This is a genomic window from Alteromonas sp. 4NS20-0143, assembly GCF_057542855.1.
In genome coordinates, this window is the sequence record NZ_BAAJLR010000001.1 from 104107 (window position 1) to 122771 (window position 18665).

Here is an 18665-nt window from a genome sequence, read left to right on the forward strand (position 1 = left end):
GGGTGTGAAAATGAACAAAAGCAAAACTAAAAGCACCAGTAAAAACAGCCTACAGGTAATGGAGTTATTAGAAAAAGAGCTCTTTTCATCTGTATCAGAAAATTCAGCTGCGTGTTACCACCTTCAAAGCGGAGGTTCGCGAACACGAGCTAAACTTTGCCTTCAAGCTTGCGAGGCATTGTCACTTAACGAGCAAACTGCTTTAACGCTAGCTAGCTGTGTAGAGCTATTACACAATGCTTCGCTGGTTCATGACGATTTGCAAGACAACGACGCACAGCGCCGTGGTCGGGCGTCTGTCTGGAGCCGGTTTGGAAAAGACATCGCGCTGTGCGCAGGTGACTTAATGCTGTCAAAGGCCTACGGCGCTTTGAGCGATATTGAAGACGTTGCAAAACTTCCTGCTTTAATTCGCTGTGTAAGCAACAATGTTTCCAAAACTATCGAAGGTCAGTGCAAGGATATCCATCAACAGGTTAAATCACTTGCCGACTTTGAAATTATCGCAGCAGAGAAATCTGGGCCTCTTCTACAGCTATCTCTAGCGCTACCGCTCGTTGCAGCTAATTATGAAAGCGCAGTCGACAAAGCCAGTGAAGCCATTCGCCAGTTTGCAATAGCCTATCAAATCGCTGATGACATGGATGATTGGCAGGCAGATTTAGCCAATGGTCAGCTCAATGTGGTTAATTTATTGGCTAGAGAATCTGATCACGACCAGGCCATTGAACTGGCTAGAACGCGAGCGCAGTATTTACTTAAACGCTGCGAACTTGAATTGAAAGAATTACCCGCTAATTGTGGCGAGTCTGCGATAAAAGCGTGTCAGCTTTTGTTCAAGACAGTGTGTAGGAGCCAAAATGAATAAAGCAGTAGTCATTGGAGCCGGGTTTGGCGGCATCGCATCGGCCTTGCGTATGAAAGCAAAAGGCTACGACGTTACTTTAGTCGACCGCCAAAATGAATTGGGCGGGCGAGCACGGGTTTTTCGTCGCAACGGCTTTGTTTTTGATGCAGGTCCTACCGTGATTACTGCACCTTTCTTATTCGAAGAGTTATTCGAACTTTTCGGGAAGAAAATTGAAGACTACATAGACATTGTGCCCGTAGAGCCTTGGTATAAGTTTGCGTACCCCGATGGCGATACGTTTAACTACGGCGGCACACTTGAAGATACGTTAGAGGAAATTAGGCGTATTTGCCCAGAAGATGAGAACGGCTACCTCGAACTATTAAAAGAATCAGAAGCTATCTTCGATATTGGTTTTAGCCAATTGGCAGATAAACCTTTCCATACACTTTCTAGCATGGTCTCCCAAATTCCCAATCTTGCCAAGCTTCGTTGTTACCGCAACGTGTGGCAGCTAGTGTGTGAACACTTAAAAAGTGAAAAGCTGCGCCAAGCCTTTTCTATTCAGCCTTTACTGGTTGGCGGCAACCCATTTGACACTACCTGTATTTATAACCTAATCCATTTCTTAGAGAGAAAGTGGGCAATTCATTTTGCTATGGGTGGCACCGGCGCATTAGTTCAGGCGCTAGGCAAGCTAATGGAAGAAGAAGGCATTAACATTCAGCTAAACACCACTATTACGGGTATCGAAACTGAAAATAAGAAAGCCACAAAAGTGCACTGCGAATCGGGTGCCATTGACTGCGATACCCTAGTGTCGAATATCGATCCAAAATACCTTTATTCAAAACTGGTTAAAAAAGAAGATCAAAAACTGTCAGCTCGGATAAAAACCAAGCATGCCAAGCTCTCCATGGGACTGTACGTTTTGTATTTTGGTACTACCAAAAAATTTGAAGACATAGCTCACCACACCATTTGGTTAGGCAAGCGTTACGAGCCACTTTTAGATGATATCTTTAATAAGAAAGTGTTAGCAGACGATTTTTCCCTATATTTACATCGCCCAACAGCCACAGATCCTAGTATGGCGCCCGAGGGTTGCGATAGCTTTTATGTGTTATCTCCTGTTCCCAACTTGTCATCCGGGACACAATGGGAAGACATTCGTGAAGAGTATGCAGAGAAAATTATAAAGGCTCTCGAATCATCTATCATGCCGGGTCTTAGCGACTGTATTGTTGAACAATTTGACATGACACCTAAAGAATTTTCTGAAGAGTATTTAAGTGTAGAGGGCGCAGGTTTTTCAATTGCTCCCACCCTTACTCAATCGGCGTGGTTTAGATTTCACAACAAATCAGAAGGAATAGAGAATCTTTATCTGTGTGGTGCAGGGACCCATCCTGGGGCAGGGTTACCCGGCGTACTTTCCTCTGCAAAAGTGGTAGAAAGCCTAATTCCTAGCGTGGTGCCTAATAAAACCCATGAAACGGCATCAACAAAAGCACCAGAGGTTAAACCTGTGTCCGTTGCACATTCAACGAATTGCAATGTTACCCAGTCAAGCTTATCCGCATCTCCCGAATTACAGGGTGGGGGCGTGAATGCAAAATGAAGAGGTGGCATTAGCAACACTCGCTAAACATGGTAAGTCTTTTCGTTTTGCAGGATATTTTTTGCCTGAAGAAAGACTTAATCAAGCCGCTCGTCTTTACGCCTTTTGTCGCTGGATTGATGATATAGCGGATGAAAGTAGCGACAAACAGCTCGCTAAGACAGAGCTGGAAATTATTCAGCGCGCTATTGAAACCGACACCGAATTATGTGCAAACACGGCAGATTTTCTGTCATTGCAGCGTGAGCTCGGCTTTTCTTCGACGCTTCCCATACAGCTTATAGAGGGGGTAAAACAAGATTTATACACCGTGGATTTTAAAGCGCAGGATGACCTTATCAGGTATGCTTACCGGGTAGCAGGCGTAGTGGGGCTAATGATGTGTCCCATTTTAGGCGCTGAAGAGAAAGGGTTGCCTTATGCCACCAACCTCGGCATTGGCATGCAGCTTACCAATATAGCAAGAGACGTTTTTGAAGATGCGCAGATGGGAAGACGATATATTCCCCACTGCTGGTGCGATGTGTCTGCTGAAGATATTGTGGAAAATTCCGTTACTACGCAGCAAAAAGTAATAGATGCCACAAAGCGGTTACTGGCATTGAGTGAGTGTTACTATAATAGTGGTTGGCAAGGATTAAGGTACTTACCTAAAAATAGCAGAAATGCCATTGCCATCGCTGCCTCAGTGTACCGCGAAATAGGCATTAAGCTGGCGGCACGTCATAACTATGCGTATTGGGAAGGAAGAACGCGGGTAGGGTTACCCAAGAAAATACTGATAGCCTCTTCTGTAATGGTGAGAGGTGGCTACCCTGTATTTGCTGAAAAGCGTGCACCAAGTATTGATGTGCTTCACGCCTCCATTACCGACCTGCAGCCCGCTAGCATAATTAATGACTAATGATAACGTAGACATTATTATCCGCGGGGCAGGGTTATCAGGCATATCCCTGCTTTTAGCGTTAACAGAACAAGGCTACTCAGGAAACGTATTAGTCGTTGAAAAGCGCGCTAAACCCGAAACACAAAAAACATGGTGTTTCTGGGGCGAGCAAAATATTTCTTCCTCCCTACATAACTTAATTAAACGCCGTTGGTTTTCATGGTCATTCTCAAATGGCTGTCAAGAACATCACCACTGTACACAATCAAATGAACACGCTTACTGCTGCTTACAGGCCGAAGATTTTTATCGATACGCCTTTGACAAGCTCAAAGGCCTGCCCACCATAGAATGGCTGTGGAATACCGATAGTGAGTTGATTGATTCTGTAGGTGCCAATGCTCATGCCGATGCTCATGCCGATACGCAGGCCAGCGCCAATAGTGTTGAGCTAGCGCTGAACGGCCGGCGAGTTTCAGCGGCCTTTGGGTTTGACAGTGCGTGTGGCGTCTCTCTGCCAGAAGGTAATACTATCAATCAGTATTTTGTTGGTGCATGGGTGAAAACGTCCACTCAGTCGTTTAACGCAAAAAAGGCCGCACTGATGTCAAACATGACCGCTGATGAAAGCTGTTTTGAGTTCACCTATATTTTACCCTTCGATTCAGATTATGCACTTATTGAGCTAACTCGCTTTTCAATGCGCGATGAATCCCTTGCCGATATGCAGTCTGCCTGTGAGAAAATAGTTAATAATGGTGATTATGGCAATGATGTGGTTATTGAAAAGTGGGAAAAGGGTGTGCTGCCAATGGATACACGAATAGCCCCCGTTAAGGTAGGCAATTGGAACAGTATTGGTGCGCGAGGCAATATGATTAGAGCGTCGTCTGGCTACGCGTTTTTAACCATTCAGCGTTGGGCGGAAAAAACAGCCCAAAGCCTCTGCAGTGAAAACAAACTATCTCTCGCCAAGCCTATATCGCCGCTATACTCTGCATTAGACTCTCTATTTTTGAAGGTAATGAGAAAAAACATGGCGCTGTCCCCAACGCTCTTCAACGCAATGGCTAAAAATGTGGGTGCTGATGTGTTTGCCCGCTTTATGACAGAGAACGCTACTTTTTCAGACGTACTGTCTATCATCAAGGCTATGCCGATTAGACCGTTTGTCAAAGCGCTTTTTACCCCTGAGCACTAATGAATACCCATCGGCTTTTTAATTATTTTGCAATTTCAAGTATCGTGCTTTGTATAGCCTGGTACGCGGCCTTTCCCATTTCAAATGATGGGATAGGCATAGCGGCTCTCATTGTAATTTTCATCATGGGAATGCCTCATGGTGCACTAGATATCCTTATGCTTAAGTCTTTAAGCAAGCAAGACATGGGAAAATTTCGCTTCAGCTATGCCGTGAAGCTCAGCCTACTTGTTTGCGTGTACACCGTATTAGTGGCGATGGCGTTTTTTGCATGGATGTTTTTGCCAACAGTGTGCCTCTTAGTGTTTTTAACTATTGGGGTTGCCCACTTCAGGCACGACTGGCAGCAAACACGTTCGACACCCGCATGGTGTCTTAGTACCGTGGTGGTGACAGCCCCATCGTTGGTGTACTCACAGCGTCTTGAAGATGTTTTTGAATGGCTTTTTTTACCCGCCTACCATGCGTCTATTATCCCGTTAGGCATGCAGGTGATAGCAGTGCTGTGCATTGCAATTGTATTGGCTTATTGGTTAAAAAACAGTATTGAGACGCCAGTTGTGAAGAACATGATTATTGTTGTGATGTGCGCGTGCGTGCTGCCGCCCCTTGTCTTTTTCACGCTGTACTTTTGTATTGTTCACTCTGTTTACCACACAGTGTTAGTGCAAAAAACAATGCAGATGAATTTCAAAAGTCTGGCTGTTGCCACGCTTATTCCCATGCTAGGAACTGTTGCGATTTTTAGCGTGGCCTATTGGTATTTTATCGAAACAGAAGCGTTGAGTGTGTACTACCCGCTTATCTTTATCGGACTATTTGCAGTAACGTGCCCCCATGTGTTGCTCACACACCTTTGTAACCACAATAGCTAGGCATCATGCGTTGGCTTTTGTTCTCTGGCACTCACAAAGCGCTTCAGTAAATCTGCAAACCAAGCAGTATAGCTGTGTGGGTTTTGTGATAACTCAGCCTTAATGTCTTGTTCGCTTACCCAGCGAGTGGCGCTGACTTCATCAGGGTTAGGTGATAGAGCAACGTCGTTGTCATTGCAATACTGAACGAAAATATGATCGTACTCATGCTCAGTAAGCCCGTTATCTAATGACGCTTTGTATGTCATTGCGCCAACGTACTCAGGGTTAGGTAAATGGGTAACACCTAGCTCTTCAAAAACGCGACGCTTTACCGCACTATCAAGCCTTTCCCCTTCTCGAGGGTGAGAACAACAGGCATTACTCCATTTGCCACCGCTGTGGTATTTATCACTGGCTCTTTGTTGTAGTAAATGTTCAAAGCCGTTTTCGGTTTTTCTCACTAGCATCAGTGAAAAGGCAAGGTGAAGAAGACCGTGTTGATGAGCTTGGAGTTTCTCACATGTACCAACCATATTGCCCATCGAATTGACTAACACTACTGACTCATTCATAACAATACTCATCTAAAAGAACCTGCCCAATATTTATTAATATATACGCGTGGGGGATAATATGGTTTTACATTAGTTGAAGTAAGTCGGCATGAAGCGCTGCTTTGCAATAACAGTGAATTTTCTACCGCTTAAATTCAAATTATGTACGAGGAGGTAAGGGCGCTTTATTGATTGGTATGATGCCTCTTTTTCATCAGGCCTTATTTCGTGAAGCCTTAACTTGTGAAGCTGTGTGTTATCAGGAGTTAAGCAATACGTCGAATTCATGTTTTGGTATGGGCTTGCTCCAAAGGTAGCCTTGTCCAATATCGCAACCAAGCTCAATCAGCTTAGCTTTTGCTGCTTCGTTTTCCACGCCCTCTGCTACAACCTGCATGTCTAAACTCTTTGCCATATTAATGATGGCAGACACTAAGGTTTCGTGTTTTTGGTCGATGCCGAGAGTAGTGATAAAAATCTTATCAATTTTTAATTTTCCGGCGTTAAACGCTCGCAGGTAGTTTAAGTTGGAATAGCCTGTACCAAAGTCATCAATAGAAAATTGAACGCCAAGCTGTTTAATGTGTACCAGCTGCTTTCTAATGTTTCCGTGATCATCTGCTAGTATGCTTTCTGTTAGTTCAAGTTCAAGAGATGCGGCAGGCAAGCCACTTTTTTGCAATGCTGACTTAACAATACCGGGAAGTGAATTATCCCTAAACTGTGAAAAAGACAGATTTACCGCCACGGATAAATATTTGTTGCCAATACTGTGTTGGTAAGCACAATATTCACAGGCTTCTGTGAGCACAAATGCGCCTAGTTGATTAATGAGTCCGCTGCTTTCGGCAACGGGAATAAATTGGTCGGGGAAAATAAGACTGCCGTCTTCTTGCGGCCATCTTACCAAGGCTTCCATAGCGCACACTTTTCCCGTTTCGAGCGCAATTAAAGGTTGGTAGTACACCGCTAGTTTATTATGTAATACGGCAGGGCGTAATTGCTGCAGTAAGTTAAACAGCACGTCACTGCGCTCATCGAGTGCGGCATTATAATACTCAAACCGGTTTCGTCCTTTGCGTTTCGACTCGTACATGGCCACATCGGCTTTACGACAAAGCTGCTTAAACGACGTTCCATCGTCTGGTGCGCAGGCTATTCCTATTGACGCAGAAACTACTATTTTGGCTTCTAATACTTCAAATTCAGTGCTGCACCACGCAATTAGGTTTGTGCAAAGCGCATCGACTTGATTTTTACCGGTTATGCCGGCTGCCAGCACAATGAACTCATCACCCCCGAAGCGAATGAGGCACTGATCATCGTTTAAATGCTGACCAATGGTTTGCGCAATGTTTTGTAAAAACTTATCGCCTGCAGCGTGGCCTAATGCATCATTAATAGGCTTGAAGTTATCTAAATCAATAAACAGTAGTGCCAGCTTAGTCTGGGATGGGTTGTTTTTTCCCAGCATGGTCGAAAAAAGTCGCTCACCATATAAGCGGTTGGGTAAATCTGTAAGGGGATCGTGCAGTGCAAGGTGCTGTACCTGAAGCCGGCTTTCTTCTGCTTTTGTGTTTTCTATTTGCAGTGACTGCAGCAGATTCCTGATGTCTTGTACCAAGATGTACACGCAGAAACCAGTGAATATAAAAAGAATCATGATAAATATGACGTGGGACCACGTCACTGACGGGGCGTGGGGAACCACCACGCCTTCAATAGCCAACCAAGCCAGCAACACACACTGCAATAGCACTGAAGTCAGCGTGGTTAAAAATAGACGTCTATCGCCAAGGATGGCAGAAAAGATGATCACGCTTGGATAGCCCAGCATGGCCAGATCGAATACACCAGCGCCAGTTATCGACAACAGGAACAGCATAAGCGAGATTGATATTAAGAATAGGTAGTTACATAGGTTCGAATATCGCCAAACCGACAAACAGGTAGTAGCCACAAGAGAAAGCAGACCGAATGAAAAAATATAAACTGCAAGCCCACGGGCAAAGAGAAGGGCGATAAATAAACTTACGCTCGCGATAACGCAGGTTTGCACTAACCTTTGTTGTTTCACAAGTATCATCTTACCGCTTGATGTTACTGAAGAGGGCTCTGCTTTTCTATCCAACATGATGATAGTCCTAACCCATATATTGATTAATACAGTAACGGTTAGGGGGCAAAAATCAAGAAAGTAATGCGACCAAAACAGATTATGAGGATTCTGCGGCTAGTATGGATTCTTGAAGACGAGGTAAAAAAGGAAGAGGAAAACAAAGGCTAGGCGGATTAAAAAGAGCACAAACCCGCGCTAATAAGCAGACTCATTTGTTCTACATATTAGCGCGTTATTGATACCTACTCGCTTTATCTACTAGCTTAGGCGTGTGCGCTACTTGTACTAGCGCTTTAGCGCACTTAGCCTAAAACTTGGGAGTTTAAGCGTTAGGCTGCCAGCGTGAGAATTTCTCTTGCCTTTACTAGGTCAATATCGCCGTGCTCACCAAGCGCTGTTAGGCCGTTGCGCTCTAAGTTATCAACCAATCCATCAATGGCTGTTTTATCGATATCATAATCAGATAAGCGAGTTTTGACCTGCATTGTTTCAAAGAAATCTTGAACGGCTTTAATAGTCAAATCTATCGCCTTTTCTTCATTTTGTTCTGAGATATTAAATACGCGCTCACCAAGCTGCAAAATCTTCTCTTTTTTGCTGTCTCGCTGCACATACATTAGTGACGGTAGCACGATAGCTAGCGTTACCGCATGGTCTAAACCGTGAAGTGCCGTCAATTCATGGCCAATCATGTGAGTGCCCCAATCTTGTGGAACGCCTTTGCCAATAAGACCATTCAACGCCATTGTCGCTGACCACATTACGTTAGCTCTTACGTCGTAATCAGTAGGTGTTGCTAGTGACTTAGGACCTTCTTCAATAAGCGTTTGCAAAATGCCTTCTGCAAACCTGTCTTGTAACGGCGCGTTAACTGAGTAGGTAAGGTACTGCTCAATAACGTGCACAAAAGCGTCTACCACACCATTTGATACCTGTCGCATCGGTAGCGAATAGGTAAATTCAGGGTCAAGTACTGCAAATACCGGCTGTACAGACTCAGATGAAAACGCGCGCTTCTGTGAGGTTTCTTTGCGATTTACCACTGAATTACCGTTACTTTCTGAGCCAGTTGCAGGCAGTGTAAGTACGGCACCAATAGGTAATGGATTTTCAAACGGTGCTTCTTTAATTAAGATATCCCAAGGGTCGCCAGCAAAGTTAACCGCAGCAGCGACAAATTTTGCACCGTCGATTACACTTCCGCCACCCACAGCAAGGATAAAGTTAACCTTGTTTTCACGAGCCACCTCAACGGCTTTCATCAGCGTCGAAAATTCCGGGTTTGGCTCAACACCGTGAAACTCTACAACTTCGGCATCGCCAAGTGCTTCTAGGGTTTTATCGTAAATGCCGTTCTTTTTAATCGAGCCACCACCGTAAAGAAATAGCACCTTCGCATTGTGCGGTAAACGAGAGGCTACTTCACTGAGTTGGCCCTTTCCAAAAAGCACTTCTGTTTGATTTTTAAATGTAAAATTAAGCATAGTCAGTTTTTCGTCCTTATTAGTCTTGTTCATTCAGTTGGTTAATAAGCTTTTCAGCGAGTAATTTGTCTGAGAAAGGGTTTTGTCCCGTAATTAGCTCGCGGTCCACAACCACGTGAGGGGCCCACATTTCTTCGTAACTCATTTCGCCGCCAGCGGTGCTCATCGCATCGGAAGGATAGTAAAGTAAGCCTGCATCGGTAAGGGTGCTCTCAAAATACTCTTCTTCAGCTTGTGAGAAAATCGTCATTTCATAACCCGCGTAAATCCAGTCGTCAGCCTCTGCATTGGCTTGGCTTTTAAGCGATGAATTAAACGCTTCAGGGTCGTTTTGTGCGGATAAAAGCGCGATTGGGCCATGGCATATTGCCGCGGTGGGCTTTTCTGCATTATGAAAATAGCTCAAAATTTTACCCACTTCAGGGTTGTTGGCTAAGTCGATAAGTGGGGCGTGGCCGCCAGGAATAAACACGCCCTTGTAGTTATTTAAACCTGCATCGATGACTTCTGAAAGCGATAGGGTATCGTCAATGCCATCAATAGAGGCAACAAAGCGTTGTATTTGCTCCATGTAGGCACTGTCACCGCCAAAATACTGCGGGATCACCGATTTACTGTCTACGGCGGGCGCATTGCCTTTCGGCGTGGCTAATACCAGAGTGTAACCGGCGTCGACCAGTGCTTTTGCGGGTACGCCAAATTCATTTAAATAATACCCCGTTGGCTCAGTTTTACCTTCTGCAAGCTGCATTCTATCTTCGCTTGATAGCAGTACCAGTACCTCGCCTTTGGTATTAGTCTGACTTTCATGACCTTCACCGCTTCCGTGCCCGTGACTGAAAGCGCTCAGCGATAGCGATGATGATGAGATAAGTAATAATATCGGTAGTGTCTTGTTCACAAAAAATCCTTATTGATTTAAGCCAATTGCTTCAATGGGCTACATCTTACGGAGGTTTAATTGGCACGAGAAGTCAGATAAGTTAGTATCAGCCATCAATAATCTGATGGGTAGGTCGATGTCATATCTTACGCAGTTAAAAACCTTTGTTGAAGTGTATCGCAGTGGCAACATTACTCGAGCCGCATCGAGGCTACATATGTCACAGCCTGCAGTTACATCGCATATTCAAGCAATGGAGTCCATTGTGGGGAAGGAGCTGTTTGTTCGAAAAGCGAGAGGCGTGGAGCCAACCCCAATTGCCGATGATTTGGCGCTTCAAGTATCTAGTCACATCGACATTCTTGAGCAAAAAGTGGCGTCCATTCGAAGTCGAGCTTCTACAGATCACGGTACACTGCACCTTGCTGGGCCTGCTGAATACCTCAGCTCTGTGGCGGGGCCAACACTTGCCAATCTGCTGCAGGCCGATAGAGTCAACCTGGTTGTCCATACCGGCAATAAAACAGATATCTATGGCCTGTTAAAAAACGACGTGGCCGAGCTTGCTATTACCGGTTCAGAGCCAGAATCGACTATGTATGAATATCAAAAACTGGATAAAGAGCGACTAATCCTTGTTATGAACCGAGTTCAGGGCAAGTTGATAGGAGAGCGCGAGGTTACAGCTTCTCTATTAAATACGCATAAAGTGGTCGCTTACGATGAACAACTTCCCCTTATTCGCCGCTACTTTGCTGATGTGTTTAATGCTAAATGCGACTCGCCTGTGGCAGCTATTTGTCCAGATATAAGAGCTATCGCGTCTATTGTTACGTCTGGGGTTGGTTATTCAGTATTGCCCGATTACCTTTGCAAGCAAGGCATAAAGCAGGGTGAGCTTATCCAGCTGGGCAAGCCTGGTCCAGAGAATGATTTATACTTAGTGTGGAAAAAGGGCGCACTTTCTAACCCGAGAGTAGATTTTGCTAAGGACGTTATCACTGCATTTACTAACTTAAATTACCTTGCCGAATATCCAAGCTAGAACGAGGGCTAGTACGAGGGTGAAAGACTCAAAACGCAGTACAGGGGGCACTGTACTGCGCATTTCTTTTAAACTGAACAGGCGAGTTAATCGAACCAAAAGCTAGAACGTGCCTACAATTTTTACTGAGCCATCAACTTTGCTCTCATCAATGAAGCCGATAGTGTTCGGGTTTGTAGCAACGAGCGTTAGCATTTCATCTTCGTTTGAAATCATTTCAGGCGGCGTCCCTCGACCCGTGAACACAAGTTTTGACCAAAAGGCTGAGTATTGAGATTCAGACTTTCCAAGTACGTCTTTGTTAAATGTATCTCGAAGTCCATTACCTGTTTCAAACGTAAGGGGGATAGCTCTGCTCCCATCAGGAAACGCCTTTGATTTACCAAGATAAATGCGTTTCACCATTTCAACGTCAATGCCCGAAGCATTGTTGGCATTAATGATGATAGCCGTGCTAGCAAATACAGGCGTTGAAAGCAAAAGACACAGTGCGAAAATAAATTTCATGAAGGTTACCTTTAATCGTTGTAAATAAATCCGTTATAGAACGCTCGTCATTCAGATGGTCTGAAAACAGTTTAGCCAATAAAGGAAAGAAACAGTGAGTCGTGTTTACGTCTGTTAAAGTATAGCTGAAAATAACACCATGCTGCGATTGTACAATGGTAGCAAAACGTAGAATGAGTATTGGCGAGGTATTGATGGCAAAACCCCGAAAAAAAGCCCCGGAAAAAACCGTTCAGATCTATTGTGCTAAGTGTAAAACCTTACTCTATAAATACAAAAAAGGCGGTAAAGGGGCGTTGGTTAAGTGTTTCAAAGAGCGAATAGTTGAGGACTTCACAAAAGAAGAGGGCATATGCCCTAACTGCGAACAGCAATTTGCACGAGATGCATTAATTCGAGGAACTCCTTCTCTAAAAATGATTGGCGGTAAGGTGAATATGAAGTAAATGATAAAAAAATTTGCTCTATGGAAAAAGTTACCTAAATTTAAGTATATGGAGTGCGTTAACTAGGGAAGGTGCCTGAATAACAATAATTAGCAACTAGCATTAACAACCTTCATGAGCGAGCGAAAATTGTATGTCGATCCAGCGTAAGTTTTTATTAGCAATTAGTTCTGTCATCGCCTTATTAGCCTTGGTTATCGCAATTATCACAGTAGTCACCACGTCTTCCAGTGTCGTAAAGCAGATAGAAACGCAAAAACAAAACACAGCAGACAGGCTCGTTAATATTCTCACCGTTACTGACGCTATTGTACTGGAGCGAGTAAAAAGCAGTATGTCGCTGCTCAAGCAGCGAGGCGAAGCGCTGGGCGTTCCTAGTCATGGTGGGGTTGTCACCGTAAAAGATACACCAGCTCAACAATTATTTCTCGGTTCTCAAGCGCAAGCTAACGACTTTTCATTGGTAGACGGGTTGACTGACGTAATGGGCGGTACCGCCACCTTATTCAGTAAAACGGGCAATGATTATATTCGGGTCAGTACCAACGTTATTAAAAACGGTGCGCGAGCTATCGGTACTAAGCTCGCTCCATCCGGTAAGGCTATAAAACAAATAGAGCAACAACAGGCCTATTATGGTGCGGTAGATATTCTAGGTAGCCCTTATCTCACTGGCTATGAGCCCATGTTCAACGCCCAAGGCCGTGTTATTGGCATATGGTATGTAGGCTATTCTGCAGATTTAAACGTGCTCGAGGATGCAATTAAGAAAAGCCACCTTCTTGATGAAGGCTTCGTCGCCTTGAGAGATGGTAAGGGCAATATTCGCATGCACTCGTCTCATGTCAATGAGCAAACAGTGCAGTCTGCACTCAGTAATAGTGATAAATGGTCGACAACGATCGTGCCTTTTAAAGCGTGGGGCTACGATATTATTTTGGTCGCGTCGGAAAGTGAAAAATCGTCGCTCATAAGCGCGGCTGTTTTTGCGGTGATTGCAAAAGTACTGGTGGCCAGTGCAGGTGTACTTATTACGATATGGTTGCTCGTTAAATACATAGTGGGTAGGCCCCTAGAGGAATTTATTGCGGTGGTAACAAACTTAACCTCTGGCGAAGGCGACCTTACTTTTAGGTTTGAAGGCAAAAGGGGTGATGAGTTTGGGCAAATGGCTAGAGCCTTTAATCAACTATTAGGCCAGCTTCAAGAGACATTGCAAAACGTAGATGCCACAACCGGCGGTATGCTGACTAAATCACAGTTGCTTAACAAAACCGCAGAGCAGTCTAGCGAGTCAGTGTCGTTACTTTCTTTAGAAACCGATAAAATTGATTCAGCCATCGTTCTCCTGCAAGAAAATACTGACAACGTCTCTGCCAGTATTACCAGTTCCAGTGAAGCTGCCACAGCCGCAGATAGCGACACCAGAACCAGCGTAAGCGTGCTTGCGCAAACTATCGATGATATTCAAGCCCAGGCTAATGATGTTGATGAGTCAGTTAAAGTCATTGATGAGTTAGCGCAAGCCAGTGAAGAAATTAGCGGCGTGATGGAAGTGATACGCAATATTGCCGAGCAGACAAACTTGCTGGCATTAAACGCGGCAATTGAAGCGGCTAGGGCGGGTGAGCAAGGACGAGGCTTTGCTGTTGTAGCTGATGAAGTTCGCTCTTTGGCAAGCAGAACGCAGTCATCGACAGAAGAAATTCGCATTACGATTGAACGTTTACAACAAGGTAGCAGAGAAGCCGCATCAAAAATGAATCGCAATAAAGATACGGCTTATAATACCCTTGAAGTCACTAAAAATGCAGGAGTCTCACTGGAACAAGCACTAGGTGCAGTGGCTCGAATTACTCGATTAAACCAAGAGGCCTCGCATACTGCACAAGGGCAAAAGGAGGTGGCAAGAAACGTTATTCAAGGGGTTGAGAGTATTAAGGCCGTTGGTGATGCCAATCGAAACTATGCCACCGAGGTGGCAATAAGCTGCAATGAGTTGGTTGATCAAATTAAACAAATGCAAGCGCAGCTTAGGCGCTACCGTTTCTAAGGAGAGGCCGCTAAGGCCTTTTCAATTAAGCCATTGACTCAATCAACTATTTGCGACGAATCTACCAATTGTCAGGCTTGAAACGAACGGTAACAATTTCATTATTGATTATGACAGCTTGGCATTGCCGTAGTCCTTGTTCCCTTTTATTCTATGCAGTGGAAAAAACATTGCAGCGGCGATATCGCACTGCTTCACACATGGAATAATTATAATGAAACGAATAACTGCGCTGTTTAATACGGCAGCGGTGCTGCTCACATTAAACATGCTATTGAGCAGTTTTGCTAACGCAGCCGATGTTGCTAACGCAGTCGATGTTGAGTATCGTCTGCCATCGTCAGTAAGCCCCACCTTTCAACGTATTCACTTAAATGTCGACCCGGATAAACCATCGTACTCGGGGACGACGGAGATTGACGTTGTTGTCAATTCACCGACTCAAAAAGTAGGTTTTTATCAGCACGATCTATCCATTACGTCTGCTGCGTTAGTCAACGCTGAGCAATCGTTGTCGCTAAGCGTTATGGAAAGTGACTATGATATTAATTGGGGGACGGCTGAGAACGTTATCAAGCCTGGCAACTACACGCTTAAAATTGCGTTTGAAGGCAATGTAAACACGTCGTCAGACGGCATGTACCTGTCTCGTTTTGAAGAAAACAATTATATCTTTACCCAGTTTGAAGACATGCACGCTAGAAAAGCGTTTCCAAGCTTTGATGAGCCTATTTTTAAAATTCCATATCAAATGACCATTAGCGCGCCTGCCCATCAGGTAGTGGTATCAAATACGCCTGTGCTTGAAGAGTCGGTAAGCGGTGGTTTGAAAACCGTTCAGTTTGAAAAAACAAAGCCTATGCCGACCTACCTTATCGCTTACACAGTAGGCCCATTTGATAGCACTGAGATGACAGGGTTGTCTGTGCCAGGTCGTATTTATGTGCCAAAAGGCTATATCGACAAAACGAAGTTTGTTATCAAGCACACCCCAGAAATACTGACGTCTTTAGAAGATTTCTTTGGCATCAAATATCCATACAAAAAAATGGATTTTGTGGCTGTACCTAACTTCACACATGGCGCTATGGAAAATGTGGGTCTAATTACCTATCGCGATAGCCTATTGCTTTTAGCTGATAACCCAAGTGTTACTGAGCGCTCTGGCCCACTTAATGTGATTGCGCACGAACTTGCCCACCAATGGTTTGGCAATTTAGTGACCATGGCCTGGTGGGACGACCTGTGGCTAAACGAAGCGTTTGCTTCATGGGTTGCAAGTCACACAATGAAGACGTTATATCCTGAGTTAAACTATGCCGATCGCCTTGTTCAAGAAGGCGCTTTTGGTGCAGATGCAAGCCCAACGGTAAAGCCCGTGAAAAAAGTAGTGAAACGTCAGCCAGACGTTATGGATGGTTTGGGGCTTAATTACTCAAAAGGCGAATCAATTTTGCAAATGATTGAGTCGCTAATCGGTACCGACAGCTTCCGTGAGGGCGTGCGTAATTACATGAAAACCCATTCATGGGGTAATACGGTAGCTGGTGATTTGTGGCGAGCGCTTGATGGCGTATCCGACTTTAATTTAAGCGCAATGATGAAAGCCTATTTAGAACAGCCAGGCTACCCCATCATTCATATTACAGAAGACGGTAAGGTCACTCAGTCTCGCTTCCATTTTGCTGGTGCATCGGTAGAAGAAAAAACGTGGGCCATACCGCTTAAGTTGACCTACCAACAAAACGGCGAAATGAAAAGTGAGGTTGTGTTTATCGACAAAACCACTACAACGCTTCCTCAGCTAGCTGAGGCTGACTGGGTGTATCCTAATGACAATGCCACAGGCTATTTTCGCTGGTCTGTCTCGCCTGCGCAGTTAGACAATTTACTGGCAAATATTGAGGTACTGAACAAGCGTGAAAAGAAAAACGTGTTGTATAACTACCAAGCGCTGTTAAATGCTGATGAGGTTGGTGTTGATAGTGTGATGAAAGTACTCAATGCATTAAGTGCTGACGAAGACCCTGCCGTTATTCGCGCAGCTGTAGGTGTACTGCAAGAATTTGATTACTTAGTTAATGATAGCAATCGCGATGCGTATGCTACCTTGCTTACTAAAAATTATATGCCGCTATTAGATTCACTGAGCCTTACTCAGGCAGATGATGATTCGACAGACATTATTCGCCTTCGCAACCAGCTGTATGGCTTTCTAGGTATGTATGCCGATAGCGATAGCTTGGTTGAGAAGAGTAACGTGCTCGCTAAAAAGTACATCGACGATACAACAAGTGTTTCTTCTGGCCTTGCCGGAACTGCCATTGCTATTGCGACAAAAAATAGTGCAGATAAAGATAACGCCAAATGGTTTAACGATGTGGTAAGTGCATTTAAAAAAGCGCAGTTGCCAAACGTAAAAAGTACGCTGATTTATTCCATGCGTTTTGACGACAAGGAATCTGTATTCAAGATGTTAGACTTGGCATTAACCAATGAGATAACACCAGCAAACACCATGTATATGGTTGCTCGGGTGGCAAGAAATCTTGATGATCATACCTTGTTGTATCAGTGGCTTGATAATAACGCTGACGCCTTGATTAAGAAGATGCCAGACTATCACGTAGCGCGCATGCCTGAATTTGTGTCTTTAAGCTGCTCTGAAACAAACCTTGCCATGGCGAACACGTTTTATAGCAAGATTCAAGACCGTTACGAAGGTATGTCGCGAGGTGTTGAAATTATGCAAGACGAATCTCAACAGTGCCTTCGCTTAAAAACAGCGTTTCAAAGTGACTTTGATAAGTTTCTTGCTAATTACGCCAAGTAGCTATATCAGAAATACATAGCAGGCAGCGCTGTTTGCTAGCAGTTAGAAAAAAGCACCGAAAGGTGCTTTTTTATTGCACGTGCCGACATGATGTCCGTCACACACTAACCGATTTACACTAACCGACCCGCAAAACCAACTCACAGTAAACACTCATTGCGAATACCCTGCCTGATTAAAGTTTATATTTACACGCGGCTTAAAATGAACCACACTGGCTAAAAGAACACGTTTCTTACAGCGGTTAGCCCGTAACGCTTATTTTGTAATCTCTATTGTGAATGCGTTAACAAATAGCTTTGCCTGTAAAAATACTCTGTCGAAAATAATGAGGCGCTTTAATGCTAGATACCATCTCTTTTTCACAACGCCAGCGACTGGCTTACATCGATTTTTGCCTCTTATTTAAAGGCGCTATTCATCGACAAGACCTTATTAAGCGCTTCGAAGTGGGGCTGTCTGCCGGCTCTCGAGACTTTACGTTGTACAAAGAGTTAGCGCCTGACAACTTGGTGTATTCAGCGCAAGAAAAGCGGTATTTTCAAACAGAATCCTTTTTGCCACTCTTCGAGCACGATGCTAGACGTACGTTAGTCAAATTAGCCAATGATATTTCAGATGGCTTTGATGCTATCGGTGATATTCATTTTCCCGTTGAAAGCGCATCGTCCCTTAACGTGCCAGATATATTTGTCGTGGCTAAAGTAGTGCAAGCTATTGTGAATCAAAAAGCCATGAGCGTGATTTATACGTCGCTTTCAAGCGGCTCTGGCGCGCGAGAGCTGGTTCCCCATAGTATTGTTGATAACGGGCAGCGGTGGCATGTTCGCGCATTTGATAGAAAGTCTCAGAGCTTTCGAGACTTTGTATTAACCCGTATTAGCAAGGTTACGGTTAAAGATACACCTAATGAAAATGAGCTCAAAGACTGTGACGAGGCGTGGCAAAGAATGATTCCCCTTGAAATTGTTCCTCACCCTAAAAATATCAAATACCCTACTGCGATAGAGCTAGACTACGCCATGGAAGAAGGCGTATTGGTACTTCAAGTTCGTGCTGCAATGGCGGGGTATTTGCTCAGAAGGTGGAACGTGGATTGCACTAAATTAGCCAGTCTGCGAACAGGTGAATATCAATTGTGGCTGAAAAATCAGGCAAGCTTGGCAAATACAGACAATCTTGCTATTGCACCGGGCTATACCAGTGAGGAAGTTGAGTATCAGTAACATGATGCTAACCATTACGCTATTGCTCTAGCTGATGTGCAAGCCAGAGCAATAGCTATAATGCTAAGAATAAAACTCTGGTAAAGGTGCAATGGGTTAA

Annotated in this window: 15 protein-coding genes; 10 read left to right on the plus strand and 5 right to left on the minus strand. The window is 44.3% G+C overall.

Going from position 1 to position 18665, the window contains the following annotated elements; all coding sequences use genetic code 11:
- Nucleotides 1-10 precede the first annotated feature (10 nt).
- The 5 genes from AC27HD_RS00435 to AC27HD_RS00455 are packed head-to-tail and all read left to right on the plus strand — an operon-like array spanning nt 11 to nt 5433.
- Nucleotides 11-868, plus strand: a complete 858-nt coding sequence (locus AC27HD_RS00435; protein ID WP_032096668.1) for a polyprenyl synthetase family protein — start codon at nt 11-13, stop codon at nt 866-868.
- Nucleotides 861-2471 (plus strand): phytoene desaturase family protein, encoded by a 1611-nt coding sequence (gene crtI / locus AC27HD_RS00440; protein ID WP_487103093.1) that lies wholly within the window; start codon nt 861-863, stop codon nt 2469-2471. Before AC27HD_RS00435 ends, crtI begins: the two co-directional genes overlap by 8 nt.
- Nucleotides 2461-3375, plus strand: a complete 915-nt coding sequence (locus AC27HD_RS00445; RefSeq protein WP_487103095.1) for a phytoene/squalene synthase family protein — start codon at nt 2461-2463, stop codon at nt 3373-3375. Before crtI ends, AC27HD_RS00445 begins: the two co-directional genes overlap by 11 nt.
- Entirely contained in the window at nt 3368-4558 is a 1191-nt protein-coding gene (locus tag AC27HD_RS00450; RefSeq protein WP_487103097.1) for a lycopene cyclase family protein, read from the plus strand. The genes AC27HD_RS00445 and AC27HD_RS00450 overlap by 8 nt, the downstream gene beginning before the upstream one ends.
- Entirely contained in the window at nt 4558-5433 is an 876-nt protein-coding gene (locus AC27HD_RS00455; RefSeq protein WP_487103099.1) for a Brp/Blh family beta-carotene 15,15'-dioxygenase, read from the plus strand. The genes AC27HD_RS00450 and AC27HD_RS00455 overlap by 1 nt, the downstream gene beginning before the upstream one ends.
- Here AC27HD_RS00455 and idi read toward each other — a convergent pair.
- The 4 genes from idi to AC27HD_RS00475 form a co-directional block, all read right to left on the minus strand.
- Nucleotides 5430-5999, minus strand: a complete 570-nt coding sequence (gene idi, locus AC27HD_RS00460; protein WP_200883171.1) for an isopentenyl-diphosphate Delta-isomerase — start codon at nt 5997-5999, stop codon at nt 5430-5432. The two genes, AC27HD_RS00455 and idi, sit on opposite strands and share 4 nt — an antisense overlap.
- A 229-nt stretch (nt 6000-6228) precedes the next feature.
- Nucleotides 6229-8103, minus strand: coding sequence for a putative bifunctional diguanylate cyclase/phosphodiesterase (locus tag AC27HD_RS00465; RefSeq protein WP_487103102.1), 1875 nt, complete (start codon nt 8101-8103; stop codon nt 6229-6231).
- Between the two features lie 314 nt (nt 8104-8417).
- Entirely contained in the window at nt 8418-9572 is a 1155-nt protein-coding gene (locus tag AC27HD_RS00470) for an iron-containing alcohol dehydrogenase (protein ID WP_032096844.1), read from the minus strand.
- Between the two features lie 19 nt (nt 9573-9591).
- A complete protein-coding gene (locus tag AC27HD_RS00475; RefSeq protein ID WP_487103874.1) occupies nt 9592-10422 on the minus strand; it encodes a type 1 glutamine amidotransferase domain-containing protein in 831 nt (276 codons plus the stop codon).
- A 169-nt stretch (nt 10423-10591) separates the two neighbouring features.
- Here AC27HD_RS00475 and AC27HD_RS00480 point away from each other — a divergent pair, with 169 nt between their 5' ends.
- On the plus strand, nt 10592-11500 hold the full coding sequence (locus AC27HD_RS00480) for a LysR family transcriptional regulator (RefSeq protein ID WP_032096664.1): 909 nt from the start codon (nt 10592-10594) through the stop codon (nt 11498-11500).
- 102 nt (nt 11501-11602) lie between these two features.
- Here the strand turns inward: AC27HD_RS00480 and AC27HD_RS00485 are convergent, their stop codons facing one another.
- Nucleotides 11603-12007 carry a type 2 periplasmic-binding domain-containing protein gene (locus tag AC27HD_RS00485; RefSeq protein ID WP_032096663.1) on the minus strand — a complete coding sequence of 135 codons (405 nt, stop codon included), beginning with the start codon at nt 12005-12007 and terminating at the stop codon, nt 11603-11605.
- A 194-nt stretch (nt 12008-12201) separates the two neighbouring features.
- On the opposite strand from AC27HD_RS00485, the gene AC27HD_RS00490 reads away from it, so the two are divergent.
- From AC27HD_RS00490 to AC27HD_RS00505, 4 genes are all read left to right on the plus strand, one after another.
- Complete coding sequence (locus AC27HD_RS00490; RefSeq protein WP_032096842.1) at nt 12202-12453, plus strand: hypothetical protein; 252 nt, start codon at nt 12202-12204, stop codon at nt 12451-12453.
- A gap of 133 nt (nt 12454-12586) precedes the next feature.
- Nucleotides 12587-14506 (plus strand): methyl-accepting chemotaxis protein, encoded by a 1920-nt coding sequence (locus tag AC27HD_RS00495; protein WP_487103105.1) that lies wholly within the window; start codon nt 12587-12589, stop codon nt 14504-14506.
- 214 nt (nt 14507-14720) lie between these two features.
- Entirely contained in the window at nt 14721-17339 is a 2619-nt protein-coding gene (locus AC27HD_RS00500) for a M1 family metallopeptidase (protein WP_487103107.1), read from the plus strand.
- 341 nt (nt 17340-17680) lie between these two features.
- Complete coding sequence (locus tag AC27HD_RS00505) at nt 17681-18565, plus strand: WYL domain-containing protein (RefSeq protein ID WP_269520320.1); 885 nt, start codon at nt 17681-17683, stop codon at nt 18563-18565.
- The last annotated feature ends 100 nt before the right edge of the window (nt 18566-18665 follow it).

Coding starts and splice junctions, on each gene's coding strand:
- AC27HD_RS00435 (WP_032096668.1), top strand. CDS start 11: ATGAACAAAAGCAAAACTAAAAGCACCAGTAAAAACAGCCTACAGGTA.
- crtI (WP_487103093.1), top strand. CDS start 861: ATGAATAAAGCAGTAGTCATTGGAGCCGGGTTTGGCGGCATCGCATCG.
- AC27HD_RS00445 (WP_487103095.1), top strand. CDS start 2,461: ATGCAAAATGAAGAGGTGGCATTAGCAACACTCGCTAAACATGGTAAG.
- AC27HD_RS00450 (WP_487103097.1), top strand. CDS start 3,368: ATGACTAATGATAACGTAGACATTATTATCCGCGGGGCAGGGTTATCA.
- AC27HD_RS00455 (WP_487103099.1), top strand. CDS start 4,558: ATGAATACCCATCGGCTTTTTAATTATTTTGCAATTTCAAGTATCGTG.
- idi (WP_200883171.1), bottom strand. CDS start 5,999: ATGAGTATTGTTATGAATGAGTCAGTAGTGTTAGTCAATTCGATGGGC.
- AC27HD_RS00465 (WP_487103102.1), bottom strand. CDS start 8,103: ATGTTGGATAGAAAAGCAGAGCCCTCTTCAGTAACATCAAGCGGTAAG.
- AC27HD_RS00470 (WP_032096844.1), bottom strand. CDS start 9,572: ATGCTTAATTTTACATTTAAAAATCAAACAGAAGTGCTTTTTGGAAAG.
- AC27HD_RS00480 (WP_032096664.1), top strand. CDS start 10,592: ATGTCATATCTTACGCAGTTAAAAACCTTTGTTGAAGTGTATCGCAGT.
- AC27HD_RS00485 (WP_032096663.1), bottom strand. CDS start 12,007: ATGAAATTTATTTTCGCACTGTGTCTTTTGCTTTCAACGCCTGTATTT.
- AC27HD_RS00490 (WP_032096842.1), top strand. CDS start 12,202: ATGGCAAAACCCCGAAAAAAAGCCCCGGAAAAAACCGTTCAGATCTAT.
- AC27HD_RS00495 (WP_487103105.1), top strand. CDS start 12,587: ATGTCGATCCAGCGTAAGTTTTTATTAGCAATTAGTTCTGTCATCGCC.
- AC27HD_RS00500 (WP_487103107.1), top strand. CDS start 14,721: ATGAAACGAATAACTGCGCTGTTTAATACGGCAGCGGTGCTGCTCACA.
- AC27HD_RS00505 (WP_269520320.1), top strand. CDS start 17,681: ATGCTAGATACCATCTCTTTTTCACAACGCCAGCGACTGGCTTACATC.